The organism is Parapedobacter sp. (assembly GCF_035556095.1).
GTDB lineage: Bacteria > Bacteroidota > Bacteroidia > Sphingobacteriales > Sphingobacteriaceae > Parapedobacter.
Window position 1 is genome coordinate 25,384 of record NZ_DATMFT010000024.1, and the last position, 16,163, is coordinate 41,546.

The 16,163-nt window shown below is 47.9% G+C and carries 18 protein-coding genes; 4 read left to right on the forward strand and 14 right to left on the reverse strand.

The window, feature by feature from the left end:
- Positions 1-77: 77 nt before the first annotated feature.
- Entirely contained in the window at positions 78-956 is an 879-nt protein-coding gene (locus tag VNQ80_RS15315; RefSeq protein WP_325640199.1) for a polyphosphate kinase 2 family protein, read from the forward strand.
- Here the strand turns inward: VNQ80_RS15315 and VNQ80_RS15320 are convergent.
- Together VNQ80_RS15320 and VNQ80_RS15325 are read right to left on the reverse strand one after the other, a co-directional pair.
- Entirely contained in the window at positions 929-1,927 is a 999-nt protein-coding gene (locus VNQ80_RS15320) for a cation diffusion facilitator family transporter (protein ID WP_325640201.1), read from the reverse strand. The genes VNQ80_RS15315 and VNQ80_RS15320 overlap by 28 nt on opposite strands.
- 79 nt (positions 1,928-2,006) lie before the next feature.
- Positions 2,007-2,948 (reverse strand): Na/Pi symporter, encoded by a 942-nt coding sequence (locus tag VNQ80_RS15325; protein WP_325640203.1) that lies wholly within the window; start codon positions 2,946-2,948, stop codon positions 2,007-2,009.
- Positions 2,949-3,111: 163 nt separating this feature from the next.
- Here VNQ80_RS15325 and VNQ80_RS15330 point away from each other — a divergent pair, with 163 nt between their 5' ends.
- The gene (locus VNQ80_RS15330; RefSeq protein ID WP_325640207.1) at positions 3,112-4,317 is read left to right on the forward strand and encodes a pyridoxal phosphate-dependent aminotransferase; all 1,206 of its coding nucleotides are present in this window, start codon (positions 3,112-3,114) and stop codon (positions 4,315-4,317) included.
- On the opposite strand, the gene VNQ80_RS15335 is transcribed toward VNQ80_RS15330, so the two are convergent.
- The gene (locus VNQ80_RS15335; RefSeq protein WP_325640357.1) at positions 4,318-5,565 is read right to left on the reverse strand and encodes an ABC transporter permease; all 1,248 of its coding nucleotides are present in this window, start codon (positions 5,563-5,565) and stop codon (positions 4,318-4,320) included.
- 140 nt (positions 5,566-5,705) lie between these two features.
- Here VNQ80_RS15335 and queA point away from each other — a divergent pair, with 140 nt between their 5' ends.
- On the forward strand, positions 5,706-6,755 hold the full coding sequence (queA, locus tag VNQ80_RS15340) for a tRNA preQ1(34) S-adenosylmethionine ribosyltransferase-isomerase QueA (protein ID WP_325640209.1): 1,050 nt from the start codon (positions 5,706-5,708) through the stop codon (positions 6,753-6,755).
- Between the two features lie 23 nt (positions 6,756-6,778).
- Positions 6,779-7,504, forward strand: a complete 726-nt coding sequence (locus tag VNQ80_RS15345) for a 2-C-methyl-D-erythritol 4-phosphate cytidylyltransferase (RefSeq protein ID WP_325640211.1) — start codon at positions 6,779-6,781, stop codon at positions 7,502-7,504.
- Here the strand turns inward: VNQ80_RS15345 and VNQ80_RS15350 are convergent.
- The 11 genes from VNQ80_RS15350 to VNQ80_RS15400 all read right to left on the reverse strand — a co-directional run bounded on the left by VNQ80_RS15350 (position 7,475) and on the right by VNQ80_RS15400 (position 16,161).
- Positions 7,475-7,627, reverse strand: coding sequence for a lmo0937 family membrane protein (locus VNQ80_RS15350; RefSeq protein WP_325640213.1), 153 nt, complete (start codon positions 7,625-7,627; stop codon positions 7,475-7,477). The two genes, VNQ80_RS15345 and VNQ80_RS15350, sit on opposite strands and share 30 nt — an antisense overlap.
- Positions 7,628-7,709: 82 nt before the next feature.
- The gene (locus VNQ80_RS15355; RefSeq protein WP_325640215.1) at positions 7,710-8,474 is read right to left on the reverse strand and encodes an MBL fold metallo-hydrolase; all 765 of its coding nucleotides are present in this window, start codon (positions 8,472-8,474) and stop codon (positions 7,710-7,712) included.
- Positions 8,471-8,743, reverse strand: coding sequence for a hypothetical protein (locus VNQ80_RS15360; protein WP_325640217.1), 273 nt, complete (start codon positions 8,741-8,743; stop codon positions 8,471-8,473). The genes VNQ80_RS15355 and VNQ80_RS15360 overlap by 4 nt, the downstream gene beginning before the upstream one ends.
- A gap of 79 nt (positions 8,744-8,822) precedes the next feature.
- Positions 8,823-9,815, reverse strand: coding sequence for a glycosyltransferase (locus VNQ80_RS15365; protein ID WP_325640219.1), 993 nt, complete (start codon positions 9,813-9,815; stop codon positions 8,823-8,825).
- A gap of 56 nt (positions 9,816-9,871) precedes the next feature.
- Positions 9,872-10,822 (reverse strand): glycosyltransferase family 2 protein, encoded by a 951-nt coding sequence (locus VNQ80_RS15370; protein WP_325640221.1) that lies wholly within the window; start codon positions 10,820-10,822, stop codon positions 9,872-9,874.
- Positions 10,823-10,828: 6 nt separating this feature from the next.
- Positions 10,829-11,413, reverse strand: coding sequence for a DUF4199 domain-containing protein (locus VNQ80_RS15375; RefSeq protein WP_325640223.1), 585 nt, complete (start codon positions 11,411-11,413; stop codon positions 10,829-10,831).
- Between the two features lie 18 nt (positions 11,414-11,431).
- Positions 11,432-12,100: a hypothetical protein gene (locus VNQ80_RS15380; RefSeq protein WP_325640225.1), complete on the reverse strand. Its 669-nt coding sequence runs from the start codon at positions 12,098-12,100 to the stop codon at positions 11,432-11,434.
- Positions 12,100-13,371, reverse strand: a complete 1,272-nt coding sequence (locus VNQ80_RS15385; RefSeq protein ID WP_325640227.1) for a dihydroorotase — start codon at positions 13,369-13,371, stop codon at positions 12,100-12,102. The genes VNQ80_RS15380 and VNQ80_RS15385 overlap by 1 nt, the downstream gene beginning before the upstream one ends.
- 138 nt (positions 13,372-13,509) lie before the next feature.
- On the reverse strand, positions 13,510-14,070 hold the full coding sequence (locus VNQ80_RS15390) for a UbiX family flavin prenyltransferase (RefSeq protein WP_325640359.1): 561 nt from the start codon (positions 14,068-14,070) through the stop codon (positions 13,510-13,512).
- A gap of 62 nt (positions 14,071-14,132) precedes the next feature.
- Complete coding sequence (locus VNQ80_RS15395) at positions 14,133-15,194, reverse strand: ABC transporter permease (RefSeq protein ID WP_325640229.1); 1,062 nt, start codon at positions 15,192-15,194, stop codon at positions 14,133-14,135.
- Entirely contained in the window at positions 15,178-16,161 is a 984-nt protein-coding gene (locus VNQ80_RS15400) for an ABC transporter ATP-binding protein (RefSeq protein WP_325640231.1), read from the reverse strand. The genes VNQ80_RS15395 and VNQ80_RS15400 overlap by 17 nt, the downstream gene beginning before the upstream one ends.
- Positions 16,162-16,163: the final 2 nt, after the last annotated feature.

Below are 16,163 nucleotides of genomic sequence, written 5' to 3' on the forward strand. Positions count from 1 at the left end.
ATCTGGTTTTCCGCTACATTTGCCCTTGCACCTTATTGATAAAACACTATCTTGCAAGCACTTTAATTCTCACCATCATGTCTAAAATCAGTGATAACTTCGGGGTTACATCTGGCAAGTCATTCAAGCTGGCAAATTTCCGGACCGTTAATACCGGTACCCTCAAGAAGAAAGAAGCGAAGGCCGACCTGGCCGATTTCCGAGATGAATTGAAGGAATACCAGGAAAGGCTGTACGCCGAAGACTCCCAAAGCCTGCTTATCATCTTCCAGGCCATGGACGCCGCCGGCAAAGATGGCGCTATCGAACATGTGATGAGCGGCGTGAATCCCCAAGGCTGCCAAGTATTCAGTTTCAAGCAACCCACCAGTAACGACTACGAACACGATTTCCTTTGGCGGCATTACAAGGCACTACCCGAGCGTGGACGTATAGGCATCCACAACCGGTCGCACTACGAATACGTGCTCATCTGCAAAGTGCACCCAGCATTCAATCTATCAGAACGTATTCCAGGCTACCGTAGCGAAGCCGATTTTGATGTTAACTTCTGGGAAGACCGATATGAAAGCATCCGGCAGTTCGAAGCCCATCTGCACCGAAACGGCACTAAGATCATCAAGTTCTTCCTGCATGTTTCGAAAGACGAGCAGAAAGAGCGTTTTCTCGACCGTATGGAAGATAAGTACAAAAACTGGAAATTTTCGGCGGCGGACATCGAGGAGCGCGGCTATTGGGATGATTATATGCGTGCCTACGAAGAAGCCATTGCCGCCACGGCCACAGACGAGTCACCCTGGTACGTTATCCCGGCCGACAAGAAATGGTTCGCCCGGTATGCCGTTGGCAAGATCATCATGGAAACCCTGGCCGATATGGAGCCCGAGTTCCCCAAACTACCCGATAAGCAACGCACCAAACTGGAAGCCTATCGGAAGCTATTGGAAGATGAATAGTCAACGTGCTTCTCATTCTTACTGATGACATTTTCATCCCATCGGACCTCTTTTTGTTGGGGTTCGCTCCGGATCGGGCAGTTTTCCACACGACAATAGTGGCAACACGCGGGAATGCACGGATCAGCGTGAATAAACAGCTCGGTGTCGGCATGCAAGTGGGTATTCATCAAATCGTCGATTGCAGATACCTCATCGTGTACCCGGTTTAAGTCGTAGTAATTGGGCAGGGTTACATGGCAGTCGATATGCAACTCATGCCCGTACCGCTGCACACGGAGGTTATGCACATCTATCCAGTCGTCCTTGCGGTAACGTTGCAGGATTTCCGCGATTTCACTCACCAATTTAGTATCCGATTCGTCCATCAACCCGCCAATCGATTTGCGGAGCAGCTTATACCCACTCCAGAGGATGTATAAGCCCAAGCCCAACGAAAGGGCAATATCGATCCATGCCAACCCAGTGAAGTACATCACCAGCAGCCCCACTAGCAAACCCACGGTGCTGTAAGCATCGGTTTGTAAGTGCTTGCCATCAGCTTGCAATGTCAGGGAGTTAAGTATGCGGCTTTGCCGCACCATGTACGTACCCAGAACAAAATTGACCACACCGGTGAAGGCGATCAACCCGATACCGCTCATCAGGTTACCTACGGTTTCGGGGAAGAAGATATTGTACCCAGCCTTGCCCACGATAAGCACCCCTGCGATGAAGATAAGTCCTCCTTCCAGGAAAACGGAAAAAAACTCCACCTTACCATGGCCGTAAGGATGGTTGCTGTCTTTCGGCCGCGCGGCCAAGTGGATGCTATAGAACGCAAAGCCCGATGCCACTACATTGACGATACTTTCTATCGCATCGGTCAATATCGCATTGGAGTTCGTGAGCAGGTAAGCTGCAAACTTCACCAGCATTAGCCCAATACCGGTGGCCAGCGCAACGCGAATGATGTTCTTCTGTTTGTTCAAAACCCGTGTTGTTTATACAAAGGTAGTTAAATTGGCACGGGCGTACCGCATATCGATGTAAAATCAGTAAATGTAAAATTTAATGCGGGTTTGGGCGATCATACCAACGGTGCCGAGTGAGCAATCGGTGTACCGGGTGGAGCAGGATAAGGAAGAGCAACGATGTGAACGCACTGAAAAGCGTGGTGGCTGCTGCGATCTGGATGGGCGGTTCCGCCGAAAGGCGTGTCAATAGACCGATGAACCATCCAATGAGCGGGAACACCAACAACATGGCGGTGAAGTTGAAACCGAAATTAGCCATCGCCGACAAGCGCGAATTGTTCGACATCTTCAAGCTGACAAGCATCGCCGTAGATGTGGTGCCCACATTGGCACCAATCACAATGGGCACGGCGGCGTCGATGGTCATGATTCCCTGCGATACCAGCACGATGCATAGGCCGATCACCACCGAGCTGGATTGTACCACCACCGTGACGATGATACCATACAGTATGCCCAGCAAGGGCACGGTGGCCTGCATAAGCAGTGCTTGCACCGTTGGGTCGGTCTTCAACGGTTCTACTGCGTGACCGATGAGATCGAGTGAAAAAAAGATGAAGCCAAAATAAAATATTGCCCGGCCCAATGTGGCGATCCTAGCGGGAATCATGCTGACCAAAGTGCCCAACACGATGAACACTGGGCCGAACAACGCCGATTGGAAGGTGACAATCCACGCCGTGGATGTAGTACCGATATTGGCGCCTAGCAGGATCTGCAAACTGCTACGGAAACTGATGATAGCCGCATCGACAAAGGTTACCGTAAGAGACGACACCAAGGTGCTCGACTGGATAATTGCCGTAACAAACGCCCCGAGAAAAAAACCGCCCAGCGGCTTTTCAGTTACACCGGTTATCCACCGCCGCAACCGATCGGCACCAATCCCCTGGATTTCGCGACTGAAGCTTTGCAACCCGTAGATAAACAGCGCAATCGCCGATATGATGAGGATAAAAGTTTGAAACTGTTCCATGATGTTCCCGATTTGGGTGCTAAAGATAGGAAACTTGGCGTTACCGATGGCGTAGTGGGCAATTTGACTTTGGCTCAAGCAGTACGCAACCTACGGTGAAAAGTGAAATTTCATCGAGGATTTTTTGACAATTAATGCCTAACTTTTCCTAAGTTTGCCCCCCATGAGTACACCATCTATTCTCTCCGACAGGATCAACAACCTGTCCGAATCGGCCACCTTGAAAATGACGAAGTTAGGCCGCGAACTGGCAGCTAAGGGCATCAACGTAATCAGCCTCAGTGTGGGTGAACCGGATTTCAACACACCGGACCACGTGAAGCAGGCTGCAAAGCAGGGGCTGGACGAAAACTACACCCGTTACTCACCGGTCCCGGGCTATCCCGATCTGCGGAAAGCAATCGTTAATAAACTGAAAACGGAGAATAACCTAGACTACGATGTGTCCCAGATTGTGGTTTCTACGGGTGCAAAACAGTCGCTTTCTAATGCAATCCTGACCTTAATCAACCCCGGTGATGAAGTGATCATCCCGACCCCTTATTGGGTATCGTACTCCGAAATGGTTACATTGGCCGAAGGCAAATCGGTCTTCATCAACACTACGATAGAAAGTGACTTTAAAATCACTCCAGCAGAGTTGGAAGCTGCTATTACGCCCAAAACAAAATTGTTCATGTTTTCTTCGCCCTGTAACCCCACGGGCAGCGTGTACAGCAGGACAGAGCTTGAGGGGCTGGCCCGTGTATTTGAAAAGTATCCCAACATTTACATCATTTCCGACGAAATCTACGAACATATCAACTTCATTGGCAAGCACGAATCCATTGCACAGTTCGATAGCATCAAGGAGCGCGTGATTCTAATCAACGGTTTTTCCAAAGCCTTTGCAATGACGGGTTGGCGGCTTGGCTACCTCGCCGCAAGTAAAGAAATTGCAGCTGCCAACGATAAGCTTCAAGGCCAAACCACGTCTGGCACTTGCTCTATCGCACAACGTGCGGGAATCGCCGCTTATGAGCAAGGATTAGAAACGGTATTGGAAATGAAGAATGCGTTTGAACGGAGGCGCGAACTGGTGTATAATCTCCTGAAAGATATCCCCGGTGTGAAAACGAACCTACCACAAGGTGCCTTTTATTTTTTCCCAGACATCAGTGCGTTCTTCGGCAAAAAAGATCCACAAGGAAATACGATCAAAGATTCAGCTGATCTGGCGCTTTACCTGCTCAATGAAGGACATGTCGCAACTGTGGGTGGCGATTCGTTCGGCAACGATAATTACATCCGGATTTCATATGCCGCGTCTGATGACGCACTCGGGGAAGCCCTCCGGCGGATTAAAGAAGCCTTGGCGAAATTGAGTTGATTATTTACTCCTAATCGCCTCTACCGGATCTAACCTCGCGGCCATGGCGGCAGGTATGATGCCTGCAATGAGTCCAATCAGCGTGGAGAGCACGATGGTAAGGATCACCATACCGACATTGACCACGATGGCCAAATCGAAAGCGAGCTTAACCAAAAATGCGAGCAAATAAACAATCGACAAGCCGGCCAACCCACCGATAATACACAGTGCAATCGCTTCGATAAGAAATTGAGATAGGATGAAATAATTCTTGGCACCCAGCGACTTTTGAATACCAATGATGTGCGTACGCTCCTTAACCGAAACAAACATGATGTTAGCAATGCCGAAACCACCTACCAAAATGGAAAATATACCAATGAAACCACCCGCCATATTGATAACGCTGAACATTGCATCCAATTGAGCGGTGATGATAGTGGTTTTATTAAGCGAGAAATCGTCTTCTTCCTGGGGGCTCAACCGATGGATAGACCGCATTGTACCACGTAATTCACTTTCAGTTTCATCCAGCGAAATATGGGGAAGCGCGCTCACCATGATATAGGAATCTGCCCGCCTGATGTTGATGACATTACGACCAAAATTGAGTGGAATCAGCACGATGTTATCCATCGAAACATCGAATATCATACCTTCTCCTTCTTTTTTGAAAACACCGATAACGGTGACTTTCCTTCCCAACACCTTGATTGACTTGCCTACGGGACTGGCTCCGCCGGGGAACAACCCTTCGGCAATGGTTGCTCCGATAACTGCCACGTTACTACCCCTATTCGACTCGGACTCCGTAAAATAGCGCCCATCAACAATCTCCAGTTTCCGGATATCGTACAAATCGTGGGAAGCGGCTGAGACGGTAATTCCCGAAACGTTGTTATTACCGTATTGAGCCATCCTGTTGCCTACATCGATATTGAAGGTAATGGCTTCGGCCGTGGTCATCCGGTTGCGCAGCGCGGTAAAGTCGCGTATGTCGGGGTCCGGGCGATTGACGTATTTCCACCAAGGGTACTCCTCGCCCCCGCCCCACGGCCACTTCTGTACATAAAGGGTCTTACTACCCAGTTTCTCCACACTATTCTCCAAGTTGGCCCGCAAAGTATCTACGGCCGAAAATACACCGATGATAATAAGGATACCAATCGTTACTCCCAGCAACGACAAAAATGTACGAGTGCGATTTTCGCGCAAAGCCGCAAACGCAAATCCAAAACTCTCGCCGATTAATCTCAGGAATAACATCATATGTAATTAAGACGACTAAAACCGCATTAAGTTACAGGCAAAAATACACATTATATTATTAAATAATTTCGTAACTTTGCACGCTAATTTACACGTCGGCATAGCGGTATGCCACCATCTAAAATTTCACATCAACAATGAAGCTATCACAGTTTAAGTTCAATTTACCTGAATCATTAATTGCCTACGAACCGGCCGACCATCGCGACGAATCGCGGTTGATGGTACTCGACCGCAAAACAGGGAAAATAGAGCATAGGATTTTTCGGGATGTGCTGGATTATTTCGATGACAAGGATGTGATGATCCTTAACAATACCAAGGTATTCCCTGCCCGGATGTATGGCAATAAGGAAAAAACCGGCGCGACCATCGAGGTATTCCTCTTGCGCGAACTGAATAAGGAGCTCCGTTTATGGGACGTTTTGGTGGATCCCGCCCGCAAAATCCGTGTAGGAAATAAACTGTACTTCGGTGAGGACGACCTATTGGTAGCTGAAGTGGTAGACAATACCACCTCCCGTGGCCGCACCATCCGCTTCTTATTTGATGGCACGGACGAAGAATTCCGCCGTAATATCGAAGTGCTCGGCGAGACCCCCCTACCCAAATACATCAAGCGTAAAGCGACGCCGGAAGACAAATTCCGCTACCAAACCATATTTGCCAAGCATGAAGGGGCTGTGGCTGCACCTACGGCCGGACTTCATTTCAGCCGCGAGCTGATGAAGCGTCTGGAGCTGAAAGGGATTGAGTTCGCGGAGGTTACGCTACATGTCGGACTGGGAACATTCCGCCAGGTAGAGGTGGAGGACCTTACCAAGCATAAAATGGATTCGGAGCAGTTCTTCATTCCCGAAGAAGCTGCCAAAACCGTAAATAAAGCGATCGACGAAAAACGACGGGTATGCGCAGTGGGAACAACTTCCATGCGGGCTATCGAATCGGCGGTATCGGCCGACAAGCACTTGAAACCGGCTAGTGAATGGACGAGTAAATTCATTTACCCGCCTTACGATTTCAGTATTGCCAATAGCATGATCACCAATTTCCATACACCCGAATCTACACTGCTGGTGATGATTGCGGCCTTCGGTGGCTATGAAAATGTGATGAACGCGTATGAAATCGCCGTAAAAGAAAAGTATCGCTTCTACAGCTACGGCGACGCGATGTTGATTATTTAGTCGTTAGTCAATGGCTGTTAGTCGTGTATAGAAACTATGTGATCATCGTAGCTGGAGGCACGGGCAGCCGTATGGGCTCCGATATACCGAAGCAGTTCCTGCTGCTGAAAGGCCTTCCGGTAATGATGCATGCCATCTATGCGTTCCATCAAAGTACCAGTTCACCGGAAATCGTCGTGGTCATCCATCCATCGCTCTGCGATGACTGGTCGGAATTATGCAAAATGCACGCTTTTTCCGTGCCACACACCGTGATAAACGGCGGAAGCAGCCGCTTTGAAAGTGTAAAGAAGGGTTTAGCAGCTATAAAATCATTGGAAGCTGAAATGAGGCACAGTTTAATTGCCGTACACGACGCTGCTCGTCCGTTGGTCTCGCCGACGCTCATCGATGAAACATACAAACAAGCTGCACGAACTAACGCGGCCGCGCTTGCCAAACCAAGTACAGACTCCGTACGGATTGTAATTGGCAACAGGCTAAAAAACAATGCTTTCCCACGGTCTAACGTGTATTTAATGCAGACACCCCAAACGTTCAATGGCGCTATCCTCTACGAAGCATATACCGGGGTAGACGGCAGTTCGTTCACTGACGATGCCGCGGCAGTGGAAAAAAAAGGGTATCCCATCACACTGGTGGATGGAGATACCCGTAATATCAAAATCACCTTTCCCGAAGATCTTCGCATTGCGGAAATCCTGCTGGAGCAAGGCGTTTTAAGCCGCGCTTCGGATGACGCGCAATAAAATCGCAATGATGGCAATCACCAACAAAATGTGAATAATTCCGCCTGTGACATAGCCACCAAAGTAACTTATTGCCCAGACGATCACTAGGATTACCGCGATGATATAAAGCAAATTTCCCATAATTAATTGAGGTTATATGAAACAATTTACCTACAATAACACCAGCGGTGACAAAAAGTTTGAGCGCGAGGCGAGGGAATGTTTAAGAAATGGTTAGATCCAAGCCGTCATACGCCAGGTAAATACCACGAGGTAGTTCAGCCTCGACCTCGCAATGTAAGCCCAGCCGGTGGCTAATGTGCGTAAAATAGGTTTGTTCAGCGCCGATTCGTTCTGCAAATGCCACAGCCTCATCCAGGGTAAAATGTGAAATGTGGGCCTCACGCTGCAATGCATTAACGACCAAAATTTTGCTGCCATTAATTTTTTCCACCTGGCTGTCATCGACTGTCTTCGCATCGGTAATGTAGGTGAAATCGCCTATACGGAATCCCAACACCGGCATCATATAGTGCATCACTTCGATGGGAATCACCTCATGGTCGAACAACTCGAACGGTGCCGACGTAATCTCATGCAGGTTAAGCATGGGCACGCCGGGATATTTCTTTGCCGAAAAAGCATAATAGAACTCACGTTGCAAAGCTTCATGTACATCCCTCATGCCATAAATATCTATGGCTCCGCCCTGTTGCCGATTGAACGCCCGTACGTCGTCCAACCCAGCCACGTGGTCTTTATGCGAATGGGTAAATAATACGGCATCCAAATGGGTAACGTGCTCGCGCAGCATTTGGTAACGAAAATCCGGACCGGTATCGATAACAATGTTCTTGCTTCCCAGCCCCACCAATACGGATGACCGCAAGCGGTTATCTTTAACATTTTGGGAGGAGCATACCTGACAATCGCATGCAATGACCGGAACCCCTTGGGATGTGCCTGTACCTAAAAATTTAACCGTCAAATCGTGAGTCGAGTTTGTTTGATACTTCGTAAAAACTGCCGCTGCTTTTCATCGAGCTCCACGCCGGCCGTGGGTACATCCCTTAGGATGCCCATAAGGGAACCGATTTTTGTTTCGATGTTTGAAAACCGATTGATCACCACTATCTTGCTGTGCTCAAGGAGACAAGCGGCGGTCTTGAAATTACCCTTTTCATACCGCACCTTATAACCCAGGCTTTTCAACAAGGTTTCCAATTTGTCAAGGCTATGTTGTGTATTAGATAACAAATGCAATCAGATTTCGATGTGCCAAAATACAATTCATCCCACGAAATAACAAAGGCGATTTATCAACACACCTTCCCTTTCAACCGTGCTTCAATACGACCCGCTTAAAAAAGTCTTGCATAAATCCTAACCCATAAGCACAAAGTTGGATGACGGAAGCGATCACGCCCAATAACGCCACCTTTATATGCTTAGTCCGGGCCCATGCATGGATAAAAAGCAATACGAGGTATCCGCAAAGCAGCCCGTTACCCACCCAAGCCAATTGCCCCACGGCCGCCACATCGACCATCGTTTTCCATAAATTGACGAGTGCAAGTGCAATCAAAAAGAGCACGAATGCAGCAGGAAAGAAATGGACCAGCTTAAGCTCACCCCGAAAATGTTTGTAAATATTGATTCGGGCCCTCCCGAAAAAATGCAGTTGCTTATAGAATTGCCTGAAGTCCGTTCGCCGTTTATGGTATACTACCGCATCCGGAATAAGCCCGATACGGAACCCCGAAAGCTGTATACGGATACTGTACTCGATATCTTCGCCAAGGCGGGTCAGTTTAAACCCGCCGACCTGCTCCCATGCCTTTCGTGAGACGCCCATGTTAAAACTTCGCGGATGGAACTGCCCAACGTGCCTCCGGTTTCCGCGGATTCCGCCCGTGGTAAATGGGGAGGTCATTGCATAACTGATGGCTTGTTGTATATCAGTAAACGTCTCATGGGCCGCGTCTGGGCCACCATAGGCATCGAGCCATGTGGTTTTGAGAAAAGCGGCAACCTTTGTTAGGTAATCCGCGGGAACGAGGCAGTCTGAATCAAAGATTATGAAATAATCACCGCTAGCCCGCTCGAAACCGAAATTGCGCGCAAATCCCTGCCCTGCATTCGGCTTAACGTAATAATGCACATTTAGCCGATCTTTATATCCTTCCACAATTTGCCGTGCATCAAGCGTAGAACCATCTTCAATGACCAGCACCTCAAACGGCGAGTAGGTTTGCCGGGTAAGACTACCAAGTAATTCGGCTATCTCCTGCGGCCTGTTATAAAGCGGGATGATTATCGAGAAAAACATGAATAATTCTGCGAATTCGACATGATTATACCAAAATCGTCAATCCATCCTCCCCATCAAATGACCTTTTCAATCTGATAGTTGTTGCGGTCGACACCATTTCTTGAAACCAGCTCTGCAATGAACCCCGTTAGGAACAATTGTGTGCCGATGACGATGGCAATCAACGCAAAGAAAAATAAAGGTTGTTCGGTTACGTTCCGATAAGGACTTTGGTTGGCGATACTAACCAATTTTTCAACAACGAGCCAAATAGCAATAATAAAGCCGGCTACAAAACTCAGTACGCCCATCGTACCAAAGAAATGCATGGGGCGCTTCCCAAATTTCCCAACGAAAAAGATAGAAAGCAAATCCAAAAACCCTTTAATAAATCGGCCGGGGCCAAATTTGGTTGTACCGTATTTACGGGGGAAATGCTGGACGACCTGTTCATCGATGCGTTTGAAGCCCGCCCATTTGGCAATCACGGGAATGTACCGATGCATTTCTCCATAAACTTCGATATTTTTTACCACTTCTTTTCGATAGGCCTTCAACCCGCAATTGAAATCGTGGAGGTTATGGATACCTGACATGCTACGCGTTACGGAGTTGAATAGCTTGGTGGGGATTGTTTTACTGGGCGGATCATGGCGCTTCTGCTTCCACCCGGATACCAAGTCAAACCCACCTTGTGTGATTCGTCCGTATAATTCAGGAATTTCGTCTGGGCTATCCTGCAAATCAGCGTCCATGGTGATGACCACATTGCCCTGCGCAGCGGCAAATCCCACATTGAGGGCCGCCGACTTGCCGTAGTTGCGCCGGAATTTGACAGCTGAAATCTTAGGGTTGATGGTTTTGAGCCCTTCAATGATCATCCACGAGTCGTCCGTACTCCCATCGTCAACCAAGATTATCTCGTAGCTAAACCGATGGTCGTCCATCACACGCCGTATCCACGCAACGAGCTCCGGCAGTGATTCCGCCTCATTATACAAGGGAATAACAACAGAAATATCCATCAGGGACTACTCCTCCTCCACGGGTGCGAATACGGGGGGATTCCGTTTGAAAATAGCAGCAAAAATTAATGCCCCTATGAAATAAAAAATAGCAAAGATGCCCAACAACACCGTAAATGATTTCAAATCCGGATCGATAAACATCTTGGCCCATTTTTCCGATTGGGCAATCATTTCATCGACCTTATCCTGGTCGCTAGACATTTGTTCTGCCTGCTCAACCGCTTGGTTGCGGGCTTGTTCTAACCGCGTGTCGTTATAAGACGGTTCAATCCATTTACCAAACACCGTGGAAAAACCTATTGTGAGCACCATCTGAACGAAAAATAATAGGAATATGTATTTCAACGCAGTCCTAAAAGACCAATATCCGCCGATTTTTGTCCGGATATCCCTAATAAAATAAATGGCCAATGCAATCGAAATGGCAAACGACACGATTCCGTATGCCGCGTTCGATAATAGGCTTGGCGCAGCATAATATACAACAAGAAAGATAACGATATTAATGAACGTCCAAATCAGGGCGTTGGTAATCGTAGCTTTTCTGGCATTTGCCTTTTCCTCGGTGTTTAGATTTGTTGTCGTCATGGCTATGTCTGTTTTAAATTAATGATTATAGGCTACCAACAATCCGTAGATAGCGGAATCGAAAGCGGGATTTGTGCTTTCCGCCATATAGGCTTCCCGTTCCACATCCGATGGGTGTTGCTCATAAAAGAAACTCATTATCGGATAAAACAAGTCGACGAGCTCTTGGTTTTCGGGAATTTTAGATGCTACCTTCGCTATTTCACCATAGGAGCTATCGATCAGCAGCTGGTTGGCAATAACGGGTTCATAAATACGGTACTCGTCCTGAAACTCGTCTTCATCTACGAGCAAAAATTCCTTGAGGTAATCGTCTAACTGCGGTTCAATCTGTTCATCAGCGCACTCGCGGAAATAGAGCAATAGGTTCAACAACTCCGTGCCTCGATCGATTGTCTCCTCTTCAATCGCATCCCACGCTTCCGATTCGAGGTAATCGTTTTCCAGTTTTGCGACATCGGCTGCGAAGAAGTTCATCAACAAAAGATCGAAAACAACTTCCCGTAGCTCTTCAAAACGGGGCTGGTTATCAAAAACGGTATCCAAATGCCCCACTTTGTCTAAAAAGGCCTTATCACTACCGAACACATCGGCCAATGGCTCCAGTACACCCGCCACTTCCAGTTGCGCCTCATCAGCATAATTCCGCAGGCATTTCTCAAGTGCTTTGTAAATATATTGGTCCATTACAGTTGTGTGTTTGCTGTTTGACGTTTATTGATTACCATTGTTACGGCACCTTTCAGTGTATGCCCAAACAGTGGGCTATTGCTAGATTTGGAGCGGTTTGTTTGTTGGTCGAAACGCCAGCTTTTATTCACATCAAACAAAACGAGGTTAGCGGCAATACCCGCTCTAAACTCCGGGATGGGCAGCCCCAAAACACGCCGCGGACCGATGGCCAACTTATCCACTATTTGGTCAACGGTGAGCCCAGCTTGGATTACCAACGGTAATACGGTTTGCAAGCCAATGATACCTTCTGCGGCTATCTGGTATTCAACTTCTTTGTATTCCACTTCGTGCGGAGTGTGTTGGGATACGATGGCATCGATTGTACCGTCCTTTACGCCGTTGAGGAGTGCTTCCCGGTCTTCGGCTGTCCGCAAGGGCGGGCTTACTTTATAGTAACTATCAAAGCTGATTACCAGTTCATCCGTCATCACCAGGTGGTGGGCTGCCACCTCACAAGTAACCTGTATGCCCTTGGCCTTCGCTCGGCGGATCAGGTCTACGCTTTCCGCCGTACTGATGGTAGAAAAATGGATTGGTGCATTATTGTATTCTGCGAGGTATAAATCGCGGGTTACCATGAGTGTCTCCGCCAGATTCGGGTTGCCGCGCATGCCGAGGTAAGTACTCATTTCCCCTTCATTCATCTTCGCCCCCGCAGCTACAGACACGTCTTCGGCATAGGATATGATGCGGCCGTCGAATCCTTTGGTGTACAACAGCGCTCTACTCATTAACCCAGCTTGTTGCACAGGTTTGTCGCCGTCGCCAAATGCTACGGCTCCTGCCAATTTCATATCATACAATTCAGCCAGTTCCTCGCCCTGACGCTTTTTACTCAGCGTACCAATTGGATACACATCGACAAGTAGCGACTTCGCACGATTTACAATAAGGGCAATCTCCGAGCGGCTATGCAGCGGCGGGTGTGTGTTCGGTCGGACAGCTACCGCTGTAAACCCACCGGCGGCAGCAGCATCACACCCCGACACGATGTCTTCTTTCGTTTCTAACCCCGGCTCACCGAGATTTACGTTCATGTCGAAAAAGCCGGGCGCCAAGTATTGGCCCTTCCCATCTACAACGGTGTATCGATTGCCATCAGCCTTGATACGCGCTGCAATTTTGGTAATCATCCCGTCTTCGATCAACACGTCCATTTCACGGTTATAAAATGGCGTGCCGGGAAAAACTATATTGGCAGACTTGATGAGTAGGTTATCCATGGATATCGTAAAAAGCCAAAAAGGGTGTTGAGTAGACTGAAAAGTTGATTTTTAATGGACTTATGGCGGCGTGCACATTCATTAACCAACAAAAGTACAAATTCCACCGTAATGGAAACTATTTATTTTCAGAATTTATTATTGCCCCCACTCATAGCCACCCAATTCAAAACCTACCAAGCCCAGTACCCGGTCAACTACGGTGGCAGCGATGTCTTCGGTATTCTTTGGCAGGCTGTAAAACGAGGGACTTGCTGGGCATAGGATACCCCCCGCTTCGGTAACGGTGAGCATATTGCGGAGATGGATAGCGCTCAATGGTGTTTCCCGTGGCACCAAAATAAGTTTACGCCGCTCTTTCAATATCACGTCTGCAGCACGTGTGGTTAAATCGGAGGATGTTCCATTTGCTATACGTGCCAACGTACCCATGGAGCATGGGCACACTATCATCGTGTCAAACCTGGCGGATCCCGACGCAAACGGCGCATAGAAGTCGTTTTTCTCATATAGCTTAAAGGGGTATCCCGTATAATTATCAGTGCCTAACTCAAATTGCCATACATCTCGAGCATTATCAGACATCACTAACGCCACCGTGTCCAATTGGCTATCAAGTGCCACCAATTTATCTAGCAATACCTTGGCGTAAATGGAACCACTAGCCCCCGTAACGGCAACAACAATCTTCCGCTTCATCATTATGAAAGTTTGCCAAACATACTTAAATCAGGGGGTAATTGCAACTCGTGCACGCCGAGCTACCGTGAGCGAATTTCCTTTCGCATGAACGAAATATATGATAATGCGAAACATACGACTGTCGCTGCGATAAGCCCGGTAAGCTGCGGCCACACAATCAGCAGGCTTTGGCCTAACGGCAATGGGCTCGGGATAGCCCCATAGGCTTGCTGCATGGTAAGCGGGCCCAAGCTTCTTACAGATGGCACCAATAAGGTAGTGGTGGCGTCTGTATACAACTGGCTTGGTACCACACGCATCAGATTAACAATAAATTGCTGATACCCCAACAGTTGTTGTTGCGATGCCATCTCGGGAGGCGCCATTGCCCTAGCGACTAGATTGACTATTAACTGGTAGAAAACGGTAAAAAACAGCCAAATTGCTATTGCCGTAAGTGCCGAAGTTGCGGCCTGTCGAAACCGAATGGATAGAAATACGGCCAAATTGAGCCAAAACGCGACATACAACACACTCAGTAACAGAAAAAAAACAATCCGCAAAAACTCTTCTGCTGTTGGCGGGATGCCGATTATAAACATCCCAAAACCTATGACCAAGAAACCCAGCGCAAAAAACATGACGCTGATTACTGTTAACGCAGCGACAAACTTGGCATTGATCAAATAATCACGGTGGATAGGCTGCGATATGATACGGCTCAACGTACCCGAATTGTGCTCGGAATTAATGGCATCGAAACCTAAGCCGATACCCAATAGCGGTCCAAGAAAGCCAACGAACACGTGGAAGGGTGGCAAGGAACCATCGGATAGCGTAAACAGTTTCAAAAAAAAGAACCGATCTTCCGTGTTGGGCTTCGAAAGCTCGCCTACCAAATTGGTAATAGATGTATAAAGCGAGCCGAAACAGGTCAACAGGATAAGGAACAACAGTACATTGAAACGCCAGCTACGTACATGATCGGATATTTCCTTTTGAACAATTATCCAAAAAGGATGAATAGCCCGTTGCGCATTCCGGTCGTTCGCCTTCGTGAAAAGTCGGTCTGCGAGATCGCTCATTTTAGTTAATAACACGTTGTTTTTTAACCCGTTGACCACATCATGCAATTTTCCCATACACTTCGCCTCCTTCGAAATATTTCGTATAAATATCGTCCAAACCATATTCCTTCATCGTCAGTGAAGTGAGACCTAACCCAGCATTGACGACCATCCTTGCTATATCTGCACTGATATCTTCCACACTGCCAACACGCAATTTATCTTCTTCAAATGTTACAGATACCACGTGGCTTAATTTGCGTAAGATCGATTTAAGCGTTTCAATCTGTACACGGTCGTCATCCAAATCGGCCACGTGGATACCGACCTCTATGATATACGGTTCTTTATCCGAAAACAACGTCCGTGATAAGTCAGCAACATTCCCTTCTGCCAAGAGCTTACCAGCTACAAATATGCCCACCCGATTACACACCTGTTGTACTTGATGCAGGTGATGGGAAGACAGCAAAACGGTTATCTGCTCTTCGCGGCTTAGCACCACAATAAGCTCCAGAAACTCGCGTACACCGATGGGATCTATTCCCAAGGTAGGTTCGTCAAGGACAATGACTTCTGGGTTCTTCACCAGTACATCGGCCAAACCAAGCCGCTGCCGCATTCCTCTTGAGTATTTGCCTACTTTTTTCCCTGCAGCTTGCCGCAGCCCCACACGTTCCAAAAGATGGTCTACACGCGAAGCCGCGTCACGCAACGAAAGGCGATTGAGCTGTGCCGTATACAACAGGTTTTCGCGACCGCTTAAATGCTCATAAAAACCCACGTCATCCGGTAAATATCCCACCCTACGTTTCACTTCGATGGGATTTGTCGTTGCATCTATTCCACAAACATGCACGGCACCCGATGTCGGCTCGGTAAGTCCCAGCATCATCAGAATGGTTGTTGACTTGCCGGCACCATTCGGGCCAAGCAGCCCAAAAATCTCCCCCTTGTATATCGAGAGATCGAGGTTATCTACAGCAGTGAAATCGCCGTACTGTTTGGTAAGCCCTTTAAGTTCAATAATCGATTGCCCCACGG